Origin of the sequence: Halorubrum salinum (assembly GCF_024494575.1) — an archaeon.
In the GTDB taxonomy this organism is placed as follows: Archaea; Halobacteriota; Halobacteria; order Halobacteriales; family Haloferacaceae; genus Halorubrum; species Halorubrum salinum.
Genome location: NZ_JANHDO010000001.1, coordinates 624,002 through 638,535 on the forward strand (window position 1 = coordinate 624,002; position 14,534 = coordinate 638,535).

Consider the following 14,534-nt stretch of genomic DNA (forward strand, 5'->3'; position numbering starts at 1 on the left):
GTATCCCACCCACGATGGCCAGACCCACGCTCGTCGACATCCGCGACAGAATCCACGCGCTGGCGAGCGAGAGCGGCGAGTTCTCGCTCGTCTGTGCGCGGTACGGTGACCGACCGGTTCCCGCGGCCGAACTGCGCTTCGACAGCCGCGCCACGGCGCGGGTCGCCGCCCGCGAGACGGAGAGATACCGCGCGGCCCTCCGTCGATACGACCCGCAGCTACCGTACTACGACGTGATCGTCCGTCAGGAGTCGACGGACGTTACAGGCGTCTCTCGGGTGTCAGCGCCGTGACTTCTGTCCGGACACACGTCCGTCGGGCGCTCGGTCGCGTCGCGGACGAACGCGAGCACCTCGCGGAGAAGCGGGCGGCCCTCGACGAGTTCGGGCGGGCCGTTCGCGACCTCGGCGTCGACGTCCCGAACCCATCTGCGACCCGGTCTGACACCCCAGCCGGTGACGCGGCGGCCGCCGCTGCGCCGGCGGTTCGAGGGACCGAACCGGGGGCAGACCGGTGCCGTTCGGTTCGCGACGCGTTCGCCGAGACCGTTCGTCCCTACAGCGTTGACGACGTCGAGACGCCCGAGCCGCTGGTCGAGACGATGCGTGCGGAACTCACAGACGACTTGGCTGCGGCGCTCGCGCCCGGCTCCGGCGGACAGTTCACTCCGATGACTAAACGCGCCGTCCTCTCGGCGGTCGCGGACCGCAAACGGGAGCTGACGGTCACGGACCGAGCGCTCGACGCGGAGGCGCGGTCGCTTCGGTCGGCGGCCGACGAGATCGAGACCGTCGTCGGGTGGCTCGTCGAAGCCAACGAGACCCCGCTTTCGGGACTGGATTTCACCGAACTCCGAGCACGTCACAACGAGCTGAGGGGCCATCGGACGCTGTGTGCGGAGGTCTGTCGCGAGCGGCAGGAGTTCCTGCACGGGACCACGAGCCTAGACGCCGACGTGGGGATCACACACCGCTCGCTGGTCGAGTACGCCTACTCGGAGCTGTCCGTGTCTCACCCGGTCTTGTCCACGGCGACGCGGCTCATCGCACTCTGTGCCGAGTGTCAACGCACCGTCCGCGACCATCTCGTTCGCCGGGTCTGACGTGTCCGGTGGATCCGCCGATCCGCGGCACTCGGAGGTCGGGAGACACTCCGCCGGGTTGATACTCGCTCGCGCCGTTGTGCGACCATGAACGCGGGCGCAATCGCGGACGCCGCTCGGACGGCGGGGTGGGACGTGTGGTAGGTCCCATGTCCGACGCCGAGCGCGAGGCGGGGAACCGCAAGATCAAGGCCGGCTTTCTGCTTCTCGTCGCGGTATCACCGCCGCTCATCGCCCTCCAGTGGGGAGCGACGCCGACACAGCTGGTCGTCGCGCTCGCCGTCGGTGTGGTCCTCGGGCTGGCGCTGGTGTGGTATCTCGGTCGGCTCGCAAAAGAGTTTACCGGGGGGAAGCGCCGTCCGAGACGCAGGTAGCGGCGGGACGGCCCGAACTCGCCGAGAGCCGGGCGGGCACCGAGACAGAACGCGTGACTCGGAGGCTACTGCGACCGCCGCTCCGGCGTCGCGGTCTCGTCTCCCCGAATCGTGACGACGTCGCCCGCTCGGTCGGCGGCGACGGACCGTGACGACGACAGCGGCGAGATACTCACTTCTCCCTCGACCGCCGCCCGCCGGTCCGACCCGGGGTCGTCGGGCACGTCGCCGCGGAGGAACTCCCGCCAGAACCGGTCGCGGAGCTCCATTCCCATCTCGCCGCGTCGTTCGTCGAATCCGCTCTCGCCCGCCTCAGTCTCACCGGGGCGGAACTCGATCACGTCGAAGCCGCGAGCGGGCTCGGTCAGTCGGTATGTCGGCTGAGCGGCGGCCTCGTCGTCGGCGGCAGGGGCGTTGACGTTCAACACGTCCGCGCCGAAGGGGAGCCCGACTTCGCCGTCGGAGCGCGTCGCGTCTTCGAGGATGTCGGAGACGACCTCCGCAGCGAGCGCGAACGCGTCGGTTCCGAGCGTCGGCGGAACGGGGAGGTTTCCGCGATCGTACAGCGACACCGCGACCGCAGGCGTCCCGAGGAACGACGCCTCCATCGCCGCCCCGACCGTCCCGGACTGTCCGAGGATGTGCGCACCGATGTTTGGTCCGTGGTTACAGCCGGAGACGACGACGTCCGGATCCAGGTCGAGGGCGACGTCCGCGACGGCGACGCAGTCGGCCGGCGTCCCCTCGACCGCGTAGCCGGCGTCGGTCTCTTCGTACTCCACCGTCGCGTCCCACCACGAGCGCGCCCCGCCGACCCCGGACTGGTTGGTCGCGGGCGCGACGACCGTCACGTCGTACTCGCGCGAGAGCACGTCCGAGAGCGCGCGGAGTCCGACGGCGTCGATGCCGTCGTCGTTGGTGAGGAGGACCGTCGGAGTCATGCGAGCCACTCGGCACGGAGGAGTCAAAACGTCGCCGGTCGAGCCCGGGGGTTTCAGTCGGCCGTGACGTGCGGCGTCGACTCCGCGAGGTCCATGACCTCGTCGAAGAAGCCGAGCGAGTCGTGTGGGCCGGGGTTCGCTTCGGGGTGGTACTGACGGGTGATGATCTCCAGTTCCTCGTTGTCGAGTCCCTCGACCGTGTCGTCGTTGACGTTCACCTGTGTCACGTCGAGCGGGCCCGTGTCCTCGACGGTGTAGCCGTGGTTCTGCGTCGTCATCACGACCTTGTCGGTCCGGAGGTCCTTGACCGGCTGGTTGACGCCGCGGTGGCCGAACGCCATCTTCTCTGTCGATCCGCCGAGCGCGCTCGTTATCACCTGCTGGCCGAGACAGATGCCGGCCATCGGCAGTTCGCCCGCGAACTCGTCGACGACCTCCTGTGCGGCGACGAAGTTCTCGGGGTCACCCGGGCCGTTCGAGACGAACAGCACGTCCGGGTCGACCGCGGCCACGTCCTCGGGGGTCGCGTCGTACGGGAGGACGTGGACGTCCGCGCCGCGCTCCGTGAGCGACGAGATGATAGAGCCTTTCGCGCCGCAGTCGAGGAGCGCGACGTCGGCCGCGCCGCCGCCCTCGGTGACGGTCGGCTCGGAGACCGACACCTGCGCGCCGATGTCGACGTGGTCGCTCATCGGCTTGCAGGCTTCCATCTCCTCGACCGCGTCCTCGGGGGTCGCGTCCGGGCCGGCGGCGATGCCGCAGGCCATCGCGCCCTCCTCGCGGACGGTGGTGACGATCTCGCGGGTGTCCAGGTGGTCGATCGCCGGGACGCCCTCCTCGGCGAGCCAGTCGGCGACGTCGTCGGTCAACTCGCGTGCGACCGCCGCGCGAGGCTGGACCGACGATGATTCGAACCGCTCGGTTCGGACGCCGTAGTTTCCGATCAACGGGTACGAGAACGTGAGGACTTGCTCGGCGTAGGAGGGGTCGGTGAGCGACTCCTCGTAGCCTGTGTACGCGGTCGTAAACACAAGTTCGCCACGGGTGCGCCCCGGCGCACGAGCGCGCGCTTCGAGCACGCGTCCGTCGGCCAGCGCGATATAGGCGTCCGACATTACGAGATACGTACGCGTATAGGCTAATAAATGCGTCGTTCGAAGCTGTGTTACGATATTCGTAACGAGTAAGTCACCGGCGAAAGTGTGTGACGTATGGACGACCTCGACCGCCGGATCCTCTCTATCCTGCGCCGGGACGCGCGAACGCCGTACACGGAGATCGCAGATCAGGTGGGTACCTCGGAGGGAACCGTGCGCAACCGCGTCGACCGCATGACTGACGAGGGGATCATAGAGCGGTTCACCGTCACCACTCGGACGGGGAACGTGAAGGCGATGATCGAGATCTCGGTGGAGATGAACGTCGATACCGCCGCGGTCAGCGATCGGATGGTCGACTGGGAAGAGGTCGATTTCGTCTGGCAGGTCTCCGGCGAAGACGACATCGTCCTCGTCGTCGACGCCGTGGACACGCGCGCCGTCAACGAACTCATCTCGCAGGCACGAGAGATGGACGAGGTCAAATCGACGAAGACTCGCCTGATCCTCGACGAGCGGCTCGGCTGAGCGCGGTGAGTCTCGGAACGTCGCCGCTCGGTGACGTCTGTCCCCGCGGCGGCGTCCGTCTCTTCGGCCGGGTTCCGCGGCCGGAGGGCTCCGCCGATCGCCTCGCTCAGTCGTCTTCGAGCGCCTGCGCGATGCGCTGAAGCTGTCGCGTCGCGTCGCGGACCTCGTCGCGGAGCTGGCGAACCTCGCGGACGAGCTCCTCGTTGCCGGCCTGGTCGCCTCCCTCCTCGCCGCGGCCGCCCGGCCCGCCGCCCATGCCCGGCGGACCGCCCGCGCCGCCGGGACCGCCGCCGCCCATCATGCCGGACATCATCTGTGCGAAGGGGTTGCCGCCGCCACCGCCGCCCATGCCCGGCGGACCGCCGCCACCGCCGCCCATCATCTCCTCGGGACTGGGACGGTCGCCCTCCTCGCGCTCCTGTTCGCGTCGCTCGCGGATCTCCTCGACGCGCTCGCGGAAGGACTTTTCCTCTCCGTCGCCGGCGTCAGCGTCCTGACTCGCGGCGTCGCCCTGTTCGTCGCCGGTCTCGGCGTCTTCGGCGTCGTCGTCTGCCATGCGAGGAGGTTCGATTCCCCGGCCGAAAAGGGTTGTCGCTCCGGGCTCCGCGCACCTCCCGACGAGAGCGACCGGAGTCACCCCGGATCCGCGTTCAGGCTCGGACCGGTGTCTGACAGTTCGGACACTCGGTCGTCTCCGTGTCGCGACCGATGGCCGGTACGTGATCGCCGCAGTTCGGGCACCGGGTCCGCGTCCGGGCGTACTCGGTGCTCGACCGGACGGGCGTGTGGTCTGTCCCATCGCTCATGCGTGCGTGTGACTGACTCACGTGATATATGGCTTGCCTATATACCCCCTAAAACACCGCATACAATATTGAGGCCGGCGACGCGAACGGTCGCGACGACACCGCCGGCGACGACGCCGACAGCCGCGACGGCCGCGACGACGGCGATCGCACCCTTCTCACTCGTGTCCGGACACCCGAACCGGCTCGTACGGCTCTTCCAGCCAGTCCATGTCAGATGCGGACAAGTCGATATCGAGTGCCTCCACGGCGTCTTCGAGGTGTTCGACGGTCGTGGTCCCGACGATGGGGGTGTCGACGCGGTCTTTGTGGAACAGCCACGCGAGGCCGATCTGCGCCATCTTCACGCCCTTCTCGTCGGCCAACTCGGCGACGCGTTCGTTGATCGTCGGGCCGCCGCCCTCGCGGTAGGGGTGCTCGTAGAGATGCTCTTCCGTCTCGCCGCGCAGCGTGGCGTCGACGTCCTCGTGCGGTCGCGTGAGGTACCCGCGCGCGAGCGGGCTCCACGGCATCACGCCGACGTCCTCTTTGTCACACAGCGGCAGCATCTCGCGCTCCTCCTCGCGGTACGCGAGGTTGTAGTGGTTCTGCATCGTGGCGAACCGCTCGTACCCCTCGCGCTCGCTCACGCGGAGCGACTCGGCGAACTGGTGGGCCCACATCGAGGAGGCACCCGGATATCGGACGTCTCCGCGGCGGACCGCGTCGTCGAGCGCCGCGAGCGTCTCCCCGATCGGGGTGTCGTAGTCCCAACGGTGGATCTGATACAGGTCGATCGTGTCCATCCCGAGCCGGTCGAGGCTGTTCGCGAGTTCCTGGTCGAGCGCCTTCCGCGAGATCCCCCCCGAGTTCGGGTTCGACTCGTCCATCTGGAAGTACGCCTTCGTGGCGACGGTGAACTGGTCGCGGTCGTACTCCGCGAGCGCGTCGCCGAGGACGCGCTCCGAGGCACCGTTCGAGTACATGTTCGCGGTGTCGAAGAACGTCACGCCGAGATCGATCGCTCGGTCGATCAGCTCGCGGCCCGCCTCCTCGTCTAAGACCCACTCGCGCCAGTCGGGGTCACCGAAGCTCATGCAACCGAGACAGATCTTCGAGACGGTCATGCCCGTGTTCCCGAGCGTCGTGTACTCCATACCCGGTCCACGACTGCCCGGCACAAAAATGCACTCGGGTGGGGACCTCACCGCTCGCTACCGGTGTCTCGGACCCCGATCCGACTCACCGGTTTCGGAACGACGCCGTGTAAACGAAGAACGCTCCGGTGAGAATGACGAACGCGAGGAAGGTGACGAGCGCGAGGACGTTCGCGACCGGGGCGAGCGGAAACAGGAACTCCGGGCCGGTCGTCGCGAGCACCAGCACGGCGAGGAGGGCAGCGATCAGCCCGAGCAGCCAGTTCGTGAGGACGTTGTCCATGCGGTCGACTCTCCCGGACGCGGGATAAAAACGCGGGGTATAGGCGGTCGTCTCTACGCTCCCTCTGACGCGGGATATCGGCAGTCGCATCCGCCTCCCGATGAGGGGCTGCCACCGAACCGGCCGCGGTCGAGACCGAGTCGGCCGCCGCGGGGCCGGCTCAAAACTCCTCGACGTGCGGTCGGAGATCCAGTTCCAGCGTCCACGCCGAGCGGTCTTGGGTGACGAGGTCCCAGTAGGCGTCCGCGATCGCGTCGGGATCGAGGAACGACTCGGGATCGTCTGCGCCCGACGGCGGGGCGATCTGCCCGTCGATCACGGTGTGAGCGACGTGGACCCCTTCTGGACCGAGTTCTCGGGCCATCGACTCGGCGAGCCCGCGAGCGGCGAACTTGCCAGCGCTGAATCCGGCGGCCCCGCCGCGTCCCCGGACCGCGGAGGTCGCGCCGGTGAAGACGACCGTCCCGCCGTCGCCGTCGAGCATGTCGTCGATAGCGGCCTGTACACAGCACAGCGCCCCGGTCGCGGACACGTCGAGCGCGTGCTCGAACTCCGCGAGCGAGATGTCGCGGACGCCCTTCCACGCCCCGCCGCTGGCGTTGAAGACGAGCGCGTCGATCGGACCGAACGCGTCTCGAACCGTCTCGAAGGCGGCGTCGACCGCGTCCGGGTCGGTCACGTCGGCCGCGACGGCCAGCGCGCGCTCGCCGAGGTCCGCCGCGACCGATTCGGTGTGGTCGGTCGAACGCGAAAGCAGGGCGACGCGACACCCCTCCTCGTGGAAGCGACGCGCGATCGACTCCCCGAGGCCCGGACCGACGCCCGCGACGACTGCGGTTCGTGGCATGGTCGAGCAAGGGTCGCCGGCGACAAAAGCGTGCGCTCGCCGGCGAGCGAGGCGACGCCTCCGACGACGAGAGCCCCGACCCGTAGGGTCGCCCCCGAAAGCTATGTCTCTCCCGTCCGTAGCCGGCGCGTGAGCGACCGGACGACCCTGTGGCTGCTCGGCGACCAGCTCAACCCCGACCTCGACGCGCTCGCCGACGCCGACGAGGTCCTGTTGATCGAAGCGCACGGGTTCGCCGACCGGAAGCCGTACCACGCGCACAAGCTGACGCTCGTCTTCTCGGCGATGCGCCACTTCCGCGACGACCTCCGCGACCGCGGACACGAGGTCCGGTACGTCCGCGCCGAGTCGTTCGGCGAGGGGCTCGACGCGTTCCTCGCCGACCGAGGCGGGAACGGTTCGGGGGCCGATACCGACGCCGACCTCCGACTCATGCGCCCCGCGAGCCACGGGGCGGGCGAGCGGCTCCGAGAACTGGTCGCCGAGCGCGATGCGACCCTGACCCTCCTCGACAACGAACTGTTCTGGACGACGCCGGCAGCGTGGCGGGCGTGGGCTGACGAGTCGGCAGACGCCGCCGACGCGCCGTCGGGCCGCGCCGTCGGGACCGCGATCAACGACGACGGCACCGCGACCCGCACCTATCGCCAGGAACACTGGTACCGACACGTCCGCCGCGAGACGGGCGTGCTGATGGACGACGGCGACCCCGTCGGCGGCGAGTGGAACTACGACGACCTGAACCGGGAGACGCCGCCGGACGACTGGACCCCGCCAGAACGGCCGCGGTTCGAGCCCGACGAACTGACCCGCGAGACCCACGCGTGGGTCGTGGATCGATTCGACACGTGGGGGAACGAGTCGATCGACGGGACCGACGACGAGCCCGGCTTCGCGTGGCCCGTCACGCGCGAGGAGGCCGACCGCGCGCTCGATGCGTTCGTCCGCGAGGGTCTCCCCGCGTTCGGCCGGTACCAGGACGCCATGGTCGGCGGCGAGCCGTTCCTCGCGCACTCGCTGCTCTCGCCCGCGATCAACCTCGGGCTCCTCGACCCGCGCGAGCCCGTCCGCGCCGTCGAGGCGGCCTACGAGGCGCGCGGCGCCGAGCCGGGGGCGTACGACCCCGCGCACGGGCGCGACGGCGGGACGGCCGAGACCTCGCTCGGCGACTTCGGCGGCGGTCCCGGTGAGAACGACGACGGCTCCGAGAGACGAGGCGACGGCTCCGAGACACGAGACGCTGACGCGGACTCGTCCGCCGACCTCCCGCCCGTTCCGCTCAACGCGGCGGAGGGGTTCGTTCGACAGGTGCTCGGCTGGCGCGAGTTCGTCCGCCACGTCTACCGCGAGGCGATGCCCGGACTGGCGACGGCGAACCGGCTGGACCAGACGCGGGACCTCCCGCCGGCCTACTGGGACGGCGAGACGGACATGCGGTGTCTCTCCGCGGCGGTGGGACACGTTCGCGAGCACGGGTACGCCCACCACATCGAGCGCCTGATGGTGCTTTCGAACTTCGCGCTGCTCTACGGGACCCGACCGGCCGCGCTCAACGAGTGGTTCCACCTCGGGTTCGTCGACGCCTACCACTGGGTGACGACGCCGAACGTCGTCGGGATGGGGTCGTTCGGCACCGACCTCCTCTCCTCGAAGCCGTACGCCGCCTCCGGAAGCTACGTGAACCGGATGAGCGACCACTGCGCCGACTGTCCGTACGCCGTCTCCCGAACGACCGGCGAGGGGGCCTGCCCGTTCAACGCGCTCTACTGGGACTTCCTCGCAGAGCACGAGGAGGCGCTTCGCGGCACCGGGCGCATGGGGCTGATGTACTCGCACGTCGACGACAAGGGTGACGCGGAGTGGGCGGCGATCCACGAGCGCGCGAGCGAGGTCCGCGCGCTGGCCGACGACGGCGAGTTATAACTCGCCGGGAGCGTCACTCGAACAGGCTGTCCACGGTGCGAACGAACCGGTCGACGATCCGGTCCGGGAGCGACGGCGACACCGTATCGAGCAGGTCGGCCGTCCGTTCGGGGCGAGCGAGAGAGAGGGTCATCGGGTGGTCGGTCGACTTCTCGACGACGCCGCGCTCGGTCAGGTTCGAGACGTGCCACGACACCGTGCTGCGCGCCAGATCGAGGTCGTCCGCCAGATCGACCGGACGCGCCGGGCCCTCGGCGTGAAGCCGGACGATGATTCCGCGGGCGGTCTCGCGGCGGAGGAACGCGATCACCGCCCGTTCCCACGGGTCGAACTGCGGGTCGAAGTAGTGCGTCTGTCCGGCGATCCGCTCGGCCGCGACCTCGCCGTCGCCGACCAGACGCCGCAGGTGGTACTGCGCCTGTCCGGTGGCGATGTCGAGGTCGCGACTCACCCGATTGAAGTGTACGCCGGGGGTCTCGCGGACGTGTTCGCGGACCCGGGCTCTGGTGTCCGGCATCGGTTGTCGTCGACGCTACCGGTCGCCCGAATAAAAGGCGTCCGCGCGTTCTCCGCTCGTGAGACCGGCCGCGCTCCGAGGCGATTGCGCCCCTCGCGAGGCGTGGCTTCTTGTCCATCGCGGCGCAAGCCGTACGCACGCGTGAACTCGATCGCGGGGTCGACGGCGACCGGTAGCTGGGGCGTAGAGGGATCGCTTCCGCTGCTCGTCGTCGTCGCCGTCGCGGGGGTCGGGACGGGCGCGCTGTTTCTCGTGAGCCTGCTGGCGTATCGCCGCCGGCGATCCCCGCAGTACCGGCTGATAAGCCTCGCCGTCGGCGCGCTCTTGGCCCGCTCCGTCGTCGGCGCAGGTACCGTGCTCGGCGTCGTTCCGATGCCGGTCCACCACTTCGTCGAACACAGCCTCGACTTCTTGGTGTCGGCGATCGTGTTGTACGCGGTGTACGCGTACGCGCCGGGCTCGGTGCCGGAGACGGCGGAGACGCGCGCCGAGACGGACGACCCGTCCGACGACTGACGCTTGGCCGCGTCACTCGTCGGAACGGACTCGCTCTATCGCCGCGTCGACGCGTCGGCCGAGGGCGATCGACGCGCCGCCGCCGACCGCGCCGCCGAGCGTCCACCCGGCGAGCGACGCGAGCGCCCGACCGGTCGGAACGAAGTCGGTCTCGGGCGCGAAGGCCACGCCGATCACGTGCTCGAAGACGAGTCCGCGGAAGGCCCCGTTGGGCGTGAGCGCGAGTAGGTCCGGCGTCGCCGCGGCCGAGGTTCCGGCGGAGAGAGACTCCAAGAGCGCGAGGTCCCCGCCGAGAACCCCGCCGACGAGCACGAGCGCGCCGAGCGCGATGGCGCTCCGACGGCTCGACGCGATCGCGGAGACGCCCGCCGCGACCGACAGGTACGCCGCGCCGAGTCCGAACACGAACGCGAGGAACCGCACGTACAAGAGCGGCGAATCCACGCCGGCGTGCGTGGCGAAGATACCGGTGTCGGGGGCCGCCGTCAGGCCGACGTACACGCCGACGAGCGCCGCGGGACCGCCGACCACGACCGCGAGCGCGACGAGCCGCGCCAGCAACACCCCGGCGACGTAGCTCGCGACGCCGACCGGGTACGTCCGGATCACCGCGAGTTCGCCGGTCGCCGCGTCCGCGAGAAACGCGCGGTAGCCGAGCACGACCGCGGCCGCGGGCACGAGCGCCTCGACCGGCAGGAGCAGGTCGACGATCGCCGGGACGAACCCGGTCGCGCCGCCGCCGCCGACGGCGACCACCCCGAACAGCGCGACACCGAGCCCGACGGCGAGCGCGGCGTACCCCGGCGTTCGCGCCACCGTGGCCAGTTCGCGCCGGAACACGGTGTCGACTCCGCGCAGCCGGGCCGCGAGACCGACGCGACCGCGCTTGGGCCCCGTCATCGGTCGGACACCCCCGTCACGTGGACGGACCCGTCGGTCTCGTCATCGCCAGCGGGAGCGGCCGACTCCTCTCCGGTTCCGTCTCCCCGCCCGATCGCGACGCGGTACAGGTCGTCCACGCTCTCGACGTCGTAGTCGGCACGCAGCCGATCCAGCGGGCCGGCGGCGGCGATCCGTCCGCGGTCGACGACGACGAGGCGGTCCGCGTGCGCCTCGACGAGTTCGAGGTCGTGAGAGCTGATCACCACGGCGGTCCCCTCGGGCGCGCGCTCGGCCGCGGTCCGGAACGCCCGCTCGCGCATCGTCGGATCGAGGCCGCTCGCGGGCTCGTCGAGCACCGCGACGGAAGGGTCGCCGAGGAGCGCCTGGGCGATCCCCAGCAGGCGGCGCATCCCGCCCGACAGCGACTCGACGCGCTTGTCCGCGGCGTCGGAGAGCCCGACCCGTTCGAGCGCGGCGTCCGGGTCGGCGTCGACGAGTCGCCCGTAGAACGCGAGCGTCTCTCGCGCGGTGAACCCGTCGCGGAACGGCACGCGCTGCGGGAGGTAGCCGATCGGTTTGCGCGCGCCTGCGCCGCCGTGGCTGACCTCTCCGGTCGTCGGCTCGGTCACGCCGGCGAGTATGCCGAGAAGCGTCGACTTCCCGGAGCCGTTCGGTCCGACGACCGCGGTGACGCCCGGCGAGACGGACAGCGAGACGCCGTCGAGCACCGTGACGCCGCCGTAGCTCCGGGAGACGTCGGACACCGACGCGAGCGCGTCCCCGTCGGCCACGGCGTGGTCGCTCACGCGGCCACCTCCGCGGTCGCGTCGTCCGGCTCCGCGGTCCCGTTGTCGGAGCGTCCCCGCCAGTCGCCGTAGACCGGCCCGCCGTCCGGGTCCGTCGCGGCCGCGGCGCGCTCTGGAGCGTGCGGCTCGGGGGAGGGTGCGGGGTCGAGGATACCGCCCGTGCGGGCCCCGGGAACCGTTCCGCGGAGCCGGTCGAGGAGGGTCGCCGCGGGGGACTCGCTCGCGAGGATCGCCGCCGGCTCGCGCGCGAGCGCGGCGTCGACCGGCGCGGTCGGTCGGTAGGCCCGCTCGCCGGGCGCGGCGAGGCCGAGTTCGGCGCTCACGTCGGCCCCCTCCCAGTAGTTGCCGCGGTCGTCGTCGGCCCAGACGCGGAGCGCGCCCGGTCCGGCGTCGGCGTGGACGTCGTTGCCGACGAAGTCGTTCGCGACGACCCGACTCGACGGGACGACGGTCGTCGCGCGCGCACCGAGCCCGTTGTTCGCGGCCACGTTGTGCTCGTACAGCGACCCGCGCGCGCTCGTCGAGAACCCGAGATCGTTGTCGGCGAGCGTGTTGTACCCGACGTACGTGCGCGTTCCCGACGCCTGTATCCCCGCGCCGGAGTCCCGCACGTCGTTGCCGACGATGGCGTTGCCCGCCGGCCGCGTCATCACCGTGATCCCGCCGAACGTCTCGTTCCGGAACGCGTTGTCGGCGATGAGCGTCTCGCCCGTGTACATCAGGTGCGTCCCGTACCGGTTGCCGGCGAAAGAGGAGTCCCGGACGACCGACCCGTCGGCGCGGTGGAGGTACACCCCGTCGCGCCCGCCGACGAACGCGCTGTCCGTCACCGTCACGCGCGACTGCATCCCGACGATACCCATGAATCCGTCTTGCCACTCCTCGGTCCCGTCGACGCGGAGTCCGCGGACCACGGCGTCGGACCCCTCGCGGAGGAGCAGCCCGCTTGCCTCGGTGTCGATCGTCACGTCGTCGACGAAGAGCCCGGACGCGCCGATCGCTTTCACTCCGGCGTCGCCGTGCCCGTACCCGAGCCGGATGTTCGTGTCCCACGCCTCGCCCGCCTCTGGCGGGCGGCTCGCGGCCTCCGGGTCCCGCGTCTGCGTTCCGGTACCCGAAATCCGCAGTCCGGTGACAGAGACGTTCGGCGCGCGGACGGTGAGGACCGACCCGTTCCCGTCGCCGCGAAGCCGCGTCGCCCCGCTCTGTGACCCGTTATCGACGCCCGTTCCGCCGCCAGACACCGTCACCGACTTCGTGATCGCAACCGTTTCCTCGTAGGTTCCGGGCGGAACGACGACGGTCGTGTCCGGCGGCGCGTCGTCGACCGCGGCCTGAATCGTGGGTGCGTCCTCACCGACGACGACCGAAACCGGACGGTCGCTCCGGCGCTCCGCGGACGCGATTCGCCGGTCGGCTTCGCTCCAGCGTCGCGGGGCCGTCTCCCGCACGACCGCCGCGGTGTCCGTGTCGAACGAGCGGCCCCGGAGCGTCTCCCACCCGATCACGGCTCCGCCGTGGTCGTCGACGAAGGCCGCCGCGGCGTCTCGGTCGCGAAACGGTACCACGGTCTCGCCGGCCGGCGAGCGCGCCGCGCTGCCGACGACGTAGACCGCCTCGGACGCGGGCGTCCACTCGCCTGCGAGCTCGGCGGCGAACAGCCCCTCGTCGGTGACGCCCGGGCGGCTCGAATCGAACGTCTCGACGTAGGCCGCGATCGGGTAGCCGAACTGGCGTTCGGTGCGGTCGGCCGCGAGCGCCGACGCGAACGACTCGACGCCGTTGTAGCCGACCACGTACTGCAGCTGCGAGTAGAACACCTGCACTCGCGGGAGCGTCGCGTCGCCGGCCATGAGCGCGTCCGTCTCGCTCGAGAGCCCCAGCTCGACGACGTCGTCGTACGCCACCGGCGACGGCGCGGCGTCGCTCGGGTCCGCGGCGAACGCCGCACCCGTCGCGACCGCGAGCGCGAGCGCGAACAGGAGGAGCGCCGCGAGCGCGCGCCCGGACCGGTCGCGGTATGGATCGAACACTGCTTGCGGTGACGTTCGTTCCCCGTCCGTTTAGCCGATCTGGTTCGTTCCTCGAACGGGCCGCTGAATGGCTTCCGAGGGTCTAAGACCGACGTATCCCTACTCGAACGCGTGACAGACAACGACGCCTCACCACCGGAACCGGAGCGGTCGACCCCGATTCGAACGGCAGTGTCGCGCCGCCGCGCGCTGGCCGGGGTCGGCGGCGGACTCGCCACGGCGGCGGCCGGGTGTCTCGGCGGCTCGAGCGGGACGAGCGAGTCGATCGCGCCCGTCTCGATCGCCGACGATCAGGCCTGTGACCAGTGCGGGATGATAATCGCCGACCACCCGGGGACGGTCGGACAGGTCCACTTCGAGGACGACGAGCCCGAGGGCGGCCGACCGGCGCAGTTCTGCAGCGGCACGTGTACGTACAGCTACCGGTTCGACGCCGAAGACGACGGCCGGACGCCGCTCGCCACGTTCCTCACCGACTACTCGACCGTCGAGTACGAGGTGTACGACGAGGGGTCGGACACGCTGCTCTCGTCGCACACCGGCGAAGACGCGTTCGCGCAATCCACGGCCCTCACGGTCGTCGCTCGGAGCGAGATCGTCGGCGCGATGGGTCCGGATCTAGTCCCGTTCAGCGAGGAGACGGACGTCGAGTCGTTCGTCGCCGAGTACGGCGGCGAGTCGATGGCCGCGGCGGAGGTCGACCGGGCGACGCTCGACGCGTTGTAGCCCCGCTCGACCGGCGA

17 protein-coding genes and 1 pseudogene are annotated in these 14,534 nt (G+C 70.5%); 7 read left to right on the forward strand and 11 right to left on the reverse strand.

Annotation, left to right across the window (positions count from 1 at the left end):
* Positions 1-14: 14 nt before the first annotated feature.
* The 3 genes and pseudogenes from NO930_RS03325 to NO930_RS03335 form a co-directional block, all read left to right on the forward strand.
* Positions 15-251, forward strand: a pseudogene (locus NO930_RS03325) (DUF7552 domain-containing protein); the annotation flags it as partial.
* A 38-nt stretch (positions 252-289) separates the two neighbouring features.
* On the forward strand, positions 290-1,102 hold the full coding sequence (locus NO930_RS03330; RefSeq protein ID WP_137784044.1) for a DUF7260 family protein: 813 nt from the start codon (positions 290-292) through the stop codon (positions 1,100-1,102).
* A gap of 149 nt (positions 1,103-1,251) precedes the next feature.
* Positions 1,252-1,476 carry a hypothetical protein gene (locus NO930_RS03335; protein WP_137784043.1) on the forward strand — a complete coding sequence of 75 codons (225 nt, stop codon included), beginning with the start codon at positions 1,252-1,254 and terminating at the stop codon, positions 1,474-1,476.
* 65 nt (positions 1,477-1,541) lie between these two features.
* On the opposite strand, the gene surE is transcribed toward NO930_RS03335, so the two are convergent.
* Together surE and carA are read right to left on the reverse strand one after the other, a co-directional pair.
* A complete protein-coding gene (surE, locus tag NO930_RS03340; RefSeq protein WP_256402480.1) occupies positions 1,542-2,417 on the reverse strand; it encodes a 5'/3'-nucleotidase SurE in 876 nt (291 codons plus the stop codon).
* Positions 2,418-2,470: 53 nt separating this feature from the next.
* Positions 2,471-3,532, reverse strand: coding sequence for a glutamine-hydrolyzing carbamoyl-phosphate synthase small subunit (gene carA, locus NO930_RS03345; RefSeq protein WP_137784358.1), 1,062 nt, complete (start codon positions 3,530-3,532; stop codon positions 2,471-2,473).
* A gap of 96 nt (positions 3,533-3,628) precedes the next feature.
* Here carA and NO930_RS03350 point away from each other — a divergent pair, with 96 nt between their 5' ends.
* Positions 3,629-4,042: an Lrp/AsnC family transcriptional regulator gene (locus NO930_RS03350; RefSeq protein ID WP_137784359.1), complete on the forward strand. Its 414-nt coding sequence runs from the start codon at positions 3,629-3,631 to the stop codon at positions 4,040-4,042.
* A 106-nt stretch (positions 4,043-4,148) separates the two neighbouring features.
* Here NO930_RS03350 and NO930_RS03355 read toward each other — a convergent pair whose 3' ends face one another.
* The 5 genes from NO930_RS03355 to NO930_RS03375 form a co-directional block, all read right to left on the reverse strand.
* Positions 4,149-4,598 (reverse strand): hypothetical protein, encoded by a 450-nt coding sequence (locus NO930_RS03355; protein ID WP_256402481.1) that lies wholly within the window; start codon positions 4,596-4,598, stop codon positions 4,149-4,151.
* A gap of 94 nt (positions 4,599-4,692) precedes the next feature.
* Entirely contained in the window at positions 4,693-4,848 is a 156-nt protein-coding gene (locus tag NO930_RS03360; protein ID WP_256402482.1) for a hypothetical protein, read from the reverse strand.
* 158 nt (positions 4,849-5,006) lie between these two features.
* Positions 5,007-5,984 (reverse strand): aldo/keto reductase, encoded by a 978-nt coding sequence (locus NO930_RS03365; RefSeq protein ID WP_256402483.1) that lies wholly within the window; start codon positions 5,982-5,984, stop codon positions 5,007-5,009.
* A gap of 85 nt (positions 5,985-6,069) precedes the next feature.
* Positions 6,070-6,267, reverse strand: coding sequence for a hypothetical protein (locus tag NO930_RS03370; RefSeq protein ID WP_137784415.1), 198 nt, complete (start codon positions 6,265-6,267; stop codon positions 6,070-6,072).
* A 160-nt stretch (positions 6,268-6,427) separates the two neighbouring features.
* Positions 6,428-7,114, reverse strand: a complete 687-nt coding sequence (locus NO930_RS03375; protein ID WP_256402484.1) for an SDR family NAD(P)-dependent oxidoreductase — start codon at positions 7,112-7,114, stop codon at positions 6,428-6,430.
* A 129-nt stretch (positions 7,115-7,243) separates the two neighbouring features.
* Here NO930_RS03375 and NO930_RS03380 point away from each other — a divergent pair, with 129 nt between their 5' ends.
* Entirely contained in the window at positions 7,244-9,037 is a 1,794-nt protein-coding gene (locus tag NO930_RS03380; protein WP_256402485.1) for a cryptochrome/photolyase family protein, read from the forward strand.
* A gap of 13 nt (positions 9,038-9,050) precedes the next feature.
* Here the strand turns inward: NO930_RS03380 and NO930_RS03385 are convergent, their stop codons facing one another.
* The gene (locus NO930_RS03385) at positions 9,051-9,554 is read right to left on the reverse strand and encodes a winged helix-turn-helix transcriptional regulator (RefSeq protein WP_137784580.1); all 504 of its coding nucleotides are present in this window, start codon (positions 9,552-9,554) and stop codon (positions 9,051-9,053) included.
* A 141-nt stretch (positions 9,555-9,695) separates the two neighbouring features.
* Here NO930_RS03385 and NO930_RS03390 point away from each other — a divergent pair, with 141 nt between their 5' ends.
* Entirely contained in the window at positions 9,696-10,070 is a 375-nt protein-coding gene (locus NO930_RS03390; protein WP_256402486.1) for a DUF7471 family protein, read from the forward strand.
* Between the two features lie 12 nt (positions 10,071-10,082).
* Here the strand turns inward: NO930_RS03390 and NO930_RS03395 are convergent, their stop codons facing one another.
* Genes NO930_RS03395 through NO930_RS03405 form a run of 3 tightly spaced genes read right to left on the reverse strand, consistent with a single transcriptional unit; the run spans position 10,083 to position 13,791 of the window.
* A complete protein-coding gene (locus tag NO930_RS03395; RefSeq protein ID WP_256402487.1) occupies positions 10,083-10,970 on the reverse strand; it encodes an ABC transporter permease in 888 nt (295 codons plus the stop codon).
* The gene (locus NO930_RS03400; protein WP_256402488.1) at positions 10,967-11,758 is read right to left on the reverse strand and encodes an ABC transporter ATP-binding protein; all 792 of its coding nucleotides are present in this window, start codon (positions 11,756-11,758) and stop codon (positions 10,967-10,969) included. The genes NO930_RS03395 and NO930_RS03400 overlap by 4 nt, the downstream gene beginning before the upstream one ends.
* Complete coding sequence (locus NO930_RS03405; protein ID WP_256402489.1) at positions 11,755-13,791, reverse strand: NosD domain-containing protein; 2,037 nt, start codon at positions 13,789-13,791, stop codon at positions 11,755-11,757. Before NO930_RS03405 ends, NO930_RS03400 begins: the two co-directional genes overlap by 4 nt.
* 111 nt (positions 13,792-13,902) lie before the next feature.
* Between NO930_RS03405 and NO930_RS03410 the strand changes: the two genes are divergently transcribed.
* Positions 13,903-14,517: a nitrous oxide reductase accessory protein NosL gene (locus NO930_RS03410; RefSeq protein WP_256402490.1), complete on the forward strand. Its 615-nt coding sequence runs from the start codon at positions 13,903-13,905 to the stop codon at positions 14,515-14,517.
* Positions 14,518-14,534 lie beyond the last annotated feature (17 nt).

Excerpts from the sequence above, each read along its gene's own strand:
- NO930_RS03360 (WP_256402482.1), bottom strand. The coding sequence starts at position 4,848 with ATGAGCGATGGGACAGACCACACGCCCGTCCGGTCGAGCACCGAGTAC.
- NO930_RS03385 (WP_137784580.1), bottom strand. The coding sequence starts at position 9,554 with ATGCCGGACACCAGAGCCCGGGTCCGCGAACACGTCCGCGAGACCCCC.
- NO930_RS03395 (WP_256402487.1), bottom strand. The coding sequence starts at position 10,970 with ATGACGGGGCCCAAGCGCGGTCGCGTCGGTCTCGCGGCCCGGCTGCGC.
- NO930_RS03355 (WP_256402481.1), bottom strand. The coding sequence starts at position 4,598 with ATGGCAGACGACGACGCCGAAGACGCCGAGACCGGCGACGAACAGGGC.
- NO930_RS03375 (WP_256402484.1), bottom strand. The coding sequence starts at position 7,114 with ATGCCACGAACCGCAGTCGTCGCGGGCGTCGGTCCGGGCCTCGGGGAG.
- NO930_RS03370 (WP_137784415.1), bottom strand. The coding sequence starts at position 6,267 with ATGGACAACGTCCTCACGAACTGGCTGCTCGGGCTGATCGCTGCCCTC.
- carA (WP_137784358.1), bottom strand. The coding sequence starts at position 3,532 with ATGTCGGACGCCTATATCGCGCTGGCCGACGGACGCGTGCTCGAAGCG.
- NO930_RS03365 (WP_256402483.1), bottom strand. The coding sequence starts at position 5,984 with ATGGAGTACACGACGCTCGGGAACACGGGCATGACCGTCTCGAAGATC.
- surE (WP_256402480.1), bottom strand. The coding sequence starts at position 2,417 with ATGACTCCGACGGTCCTCCTCACCAACGACGACGGCATCGACGCCGTC.
- NO930_RS03350 (WP_137784359.1), top strand. The coding sequence starts at position 3,629 with ATGGACGACCTCGACCGCCGGATCCTCTCTATCCTGCGCCGGGACGCG.
- NO930_RS03335 (WP_137784043.1), top strand. The coding sequence starts at position 1,252 with ATGTCCGACGCCGAGCGCGAGGCGGGGAACCGCAAGATCAAGGCCGGC.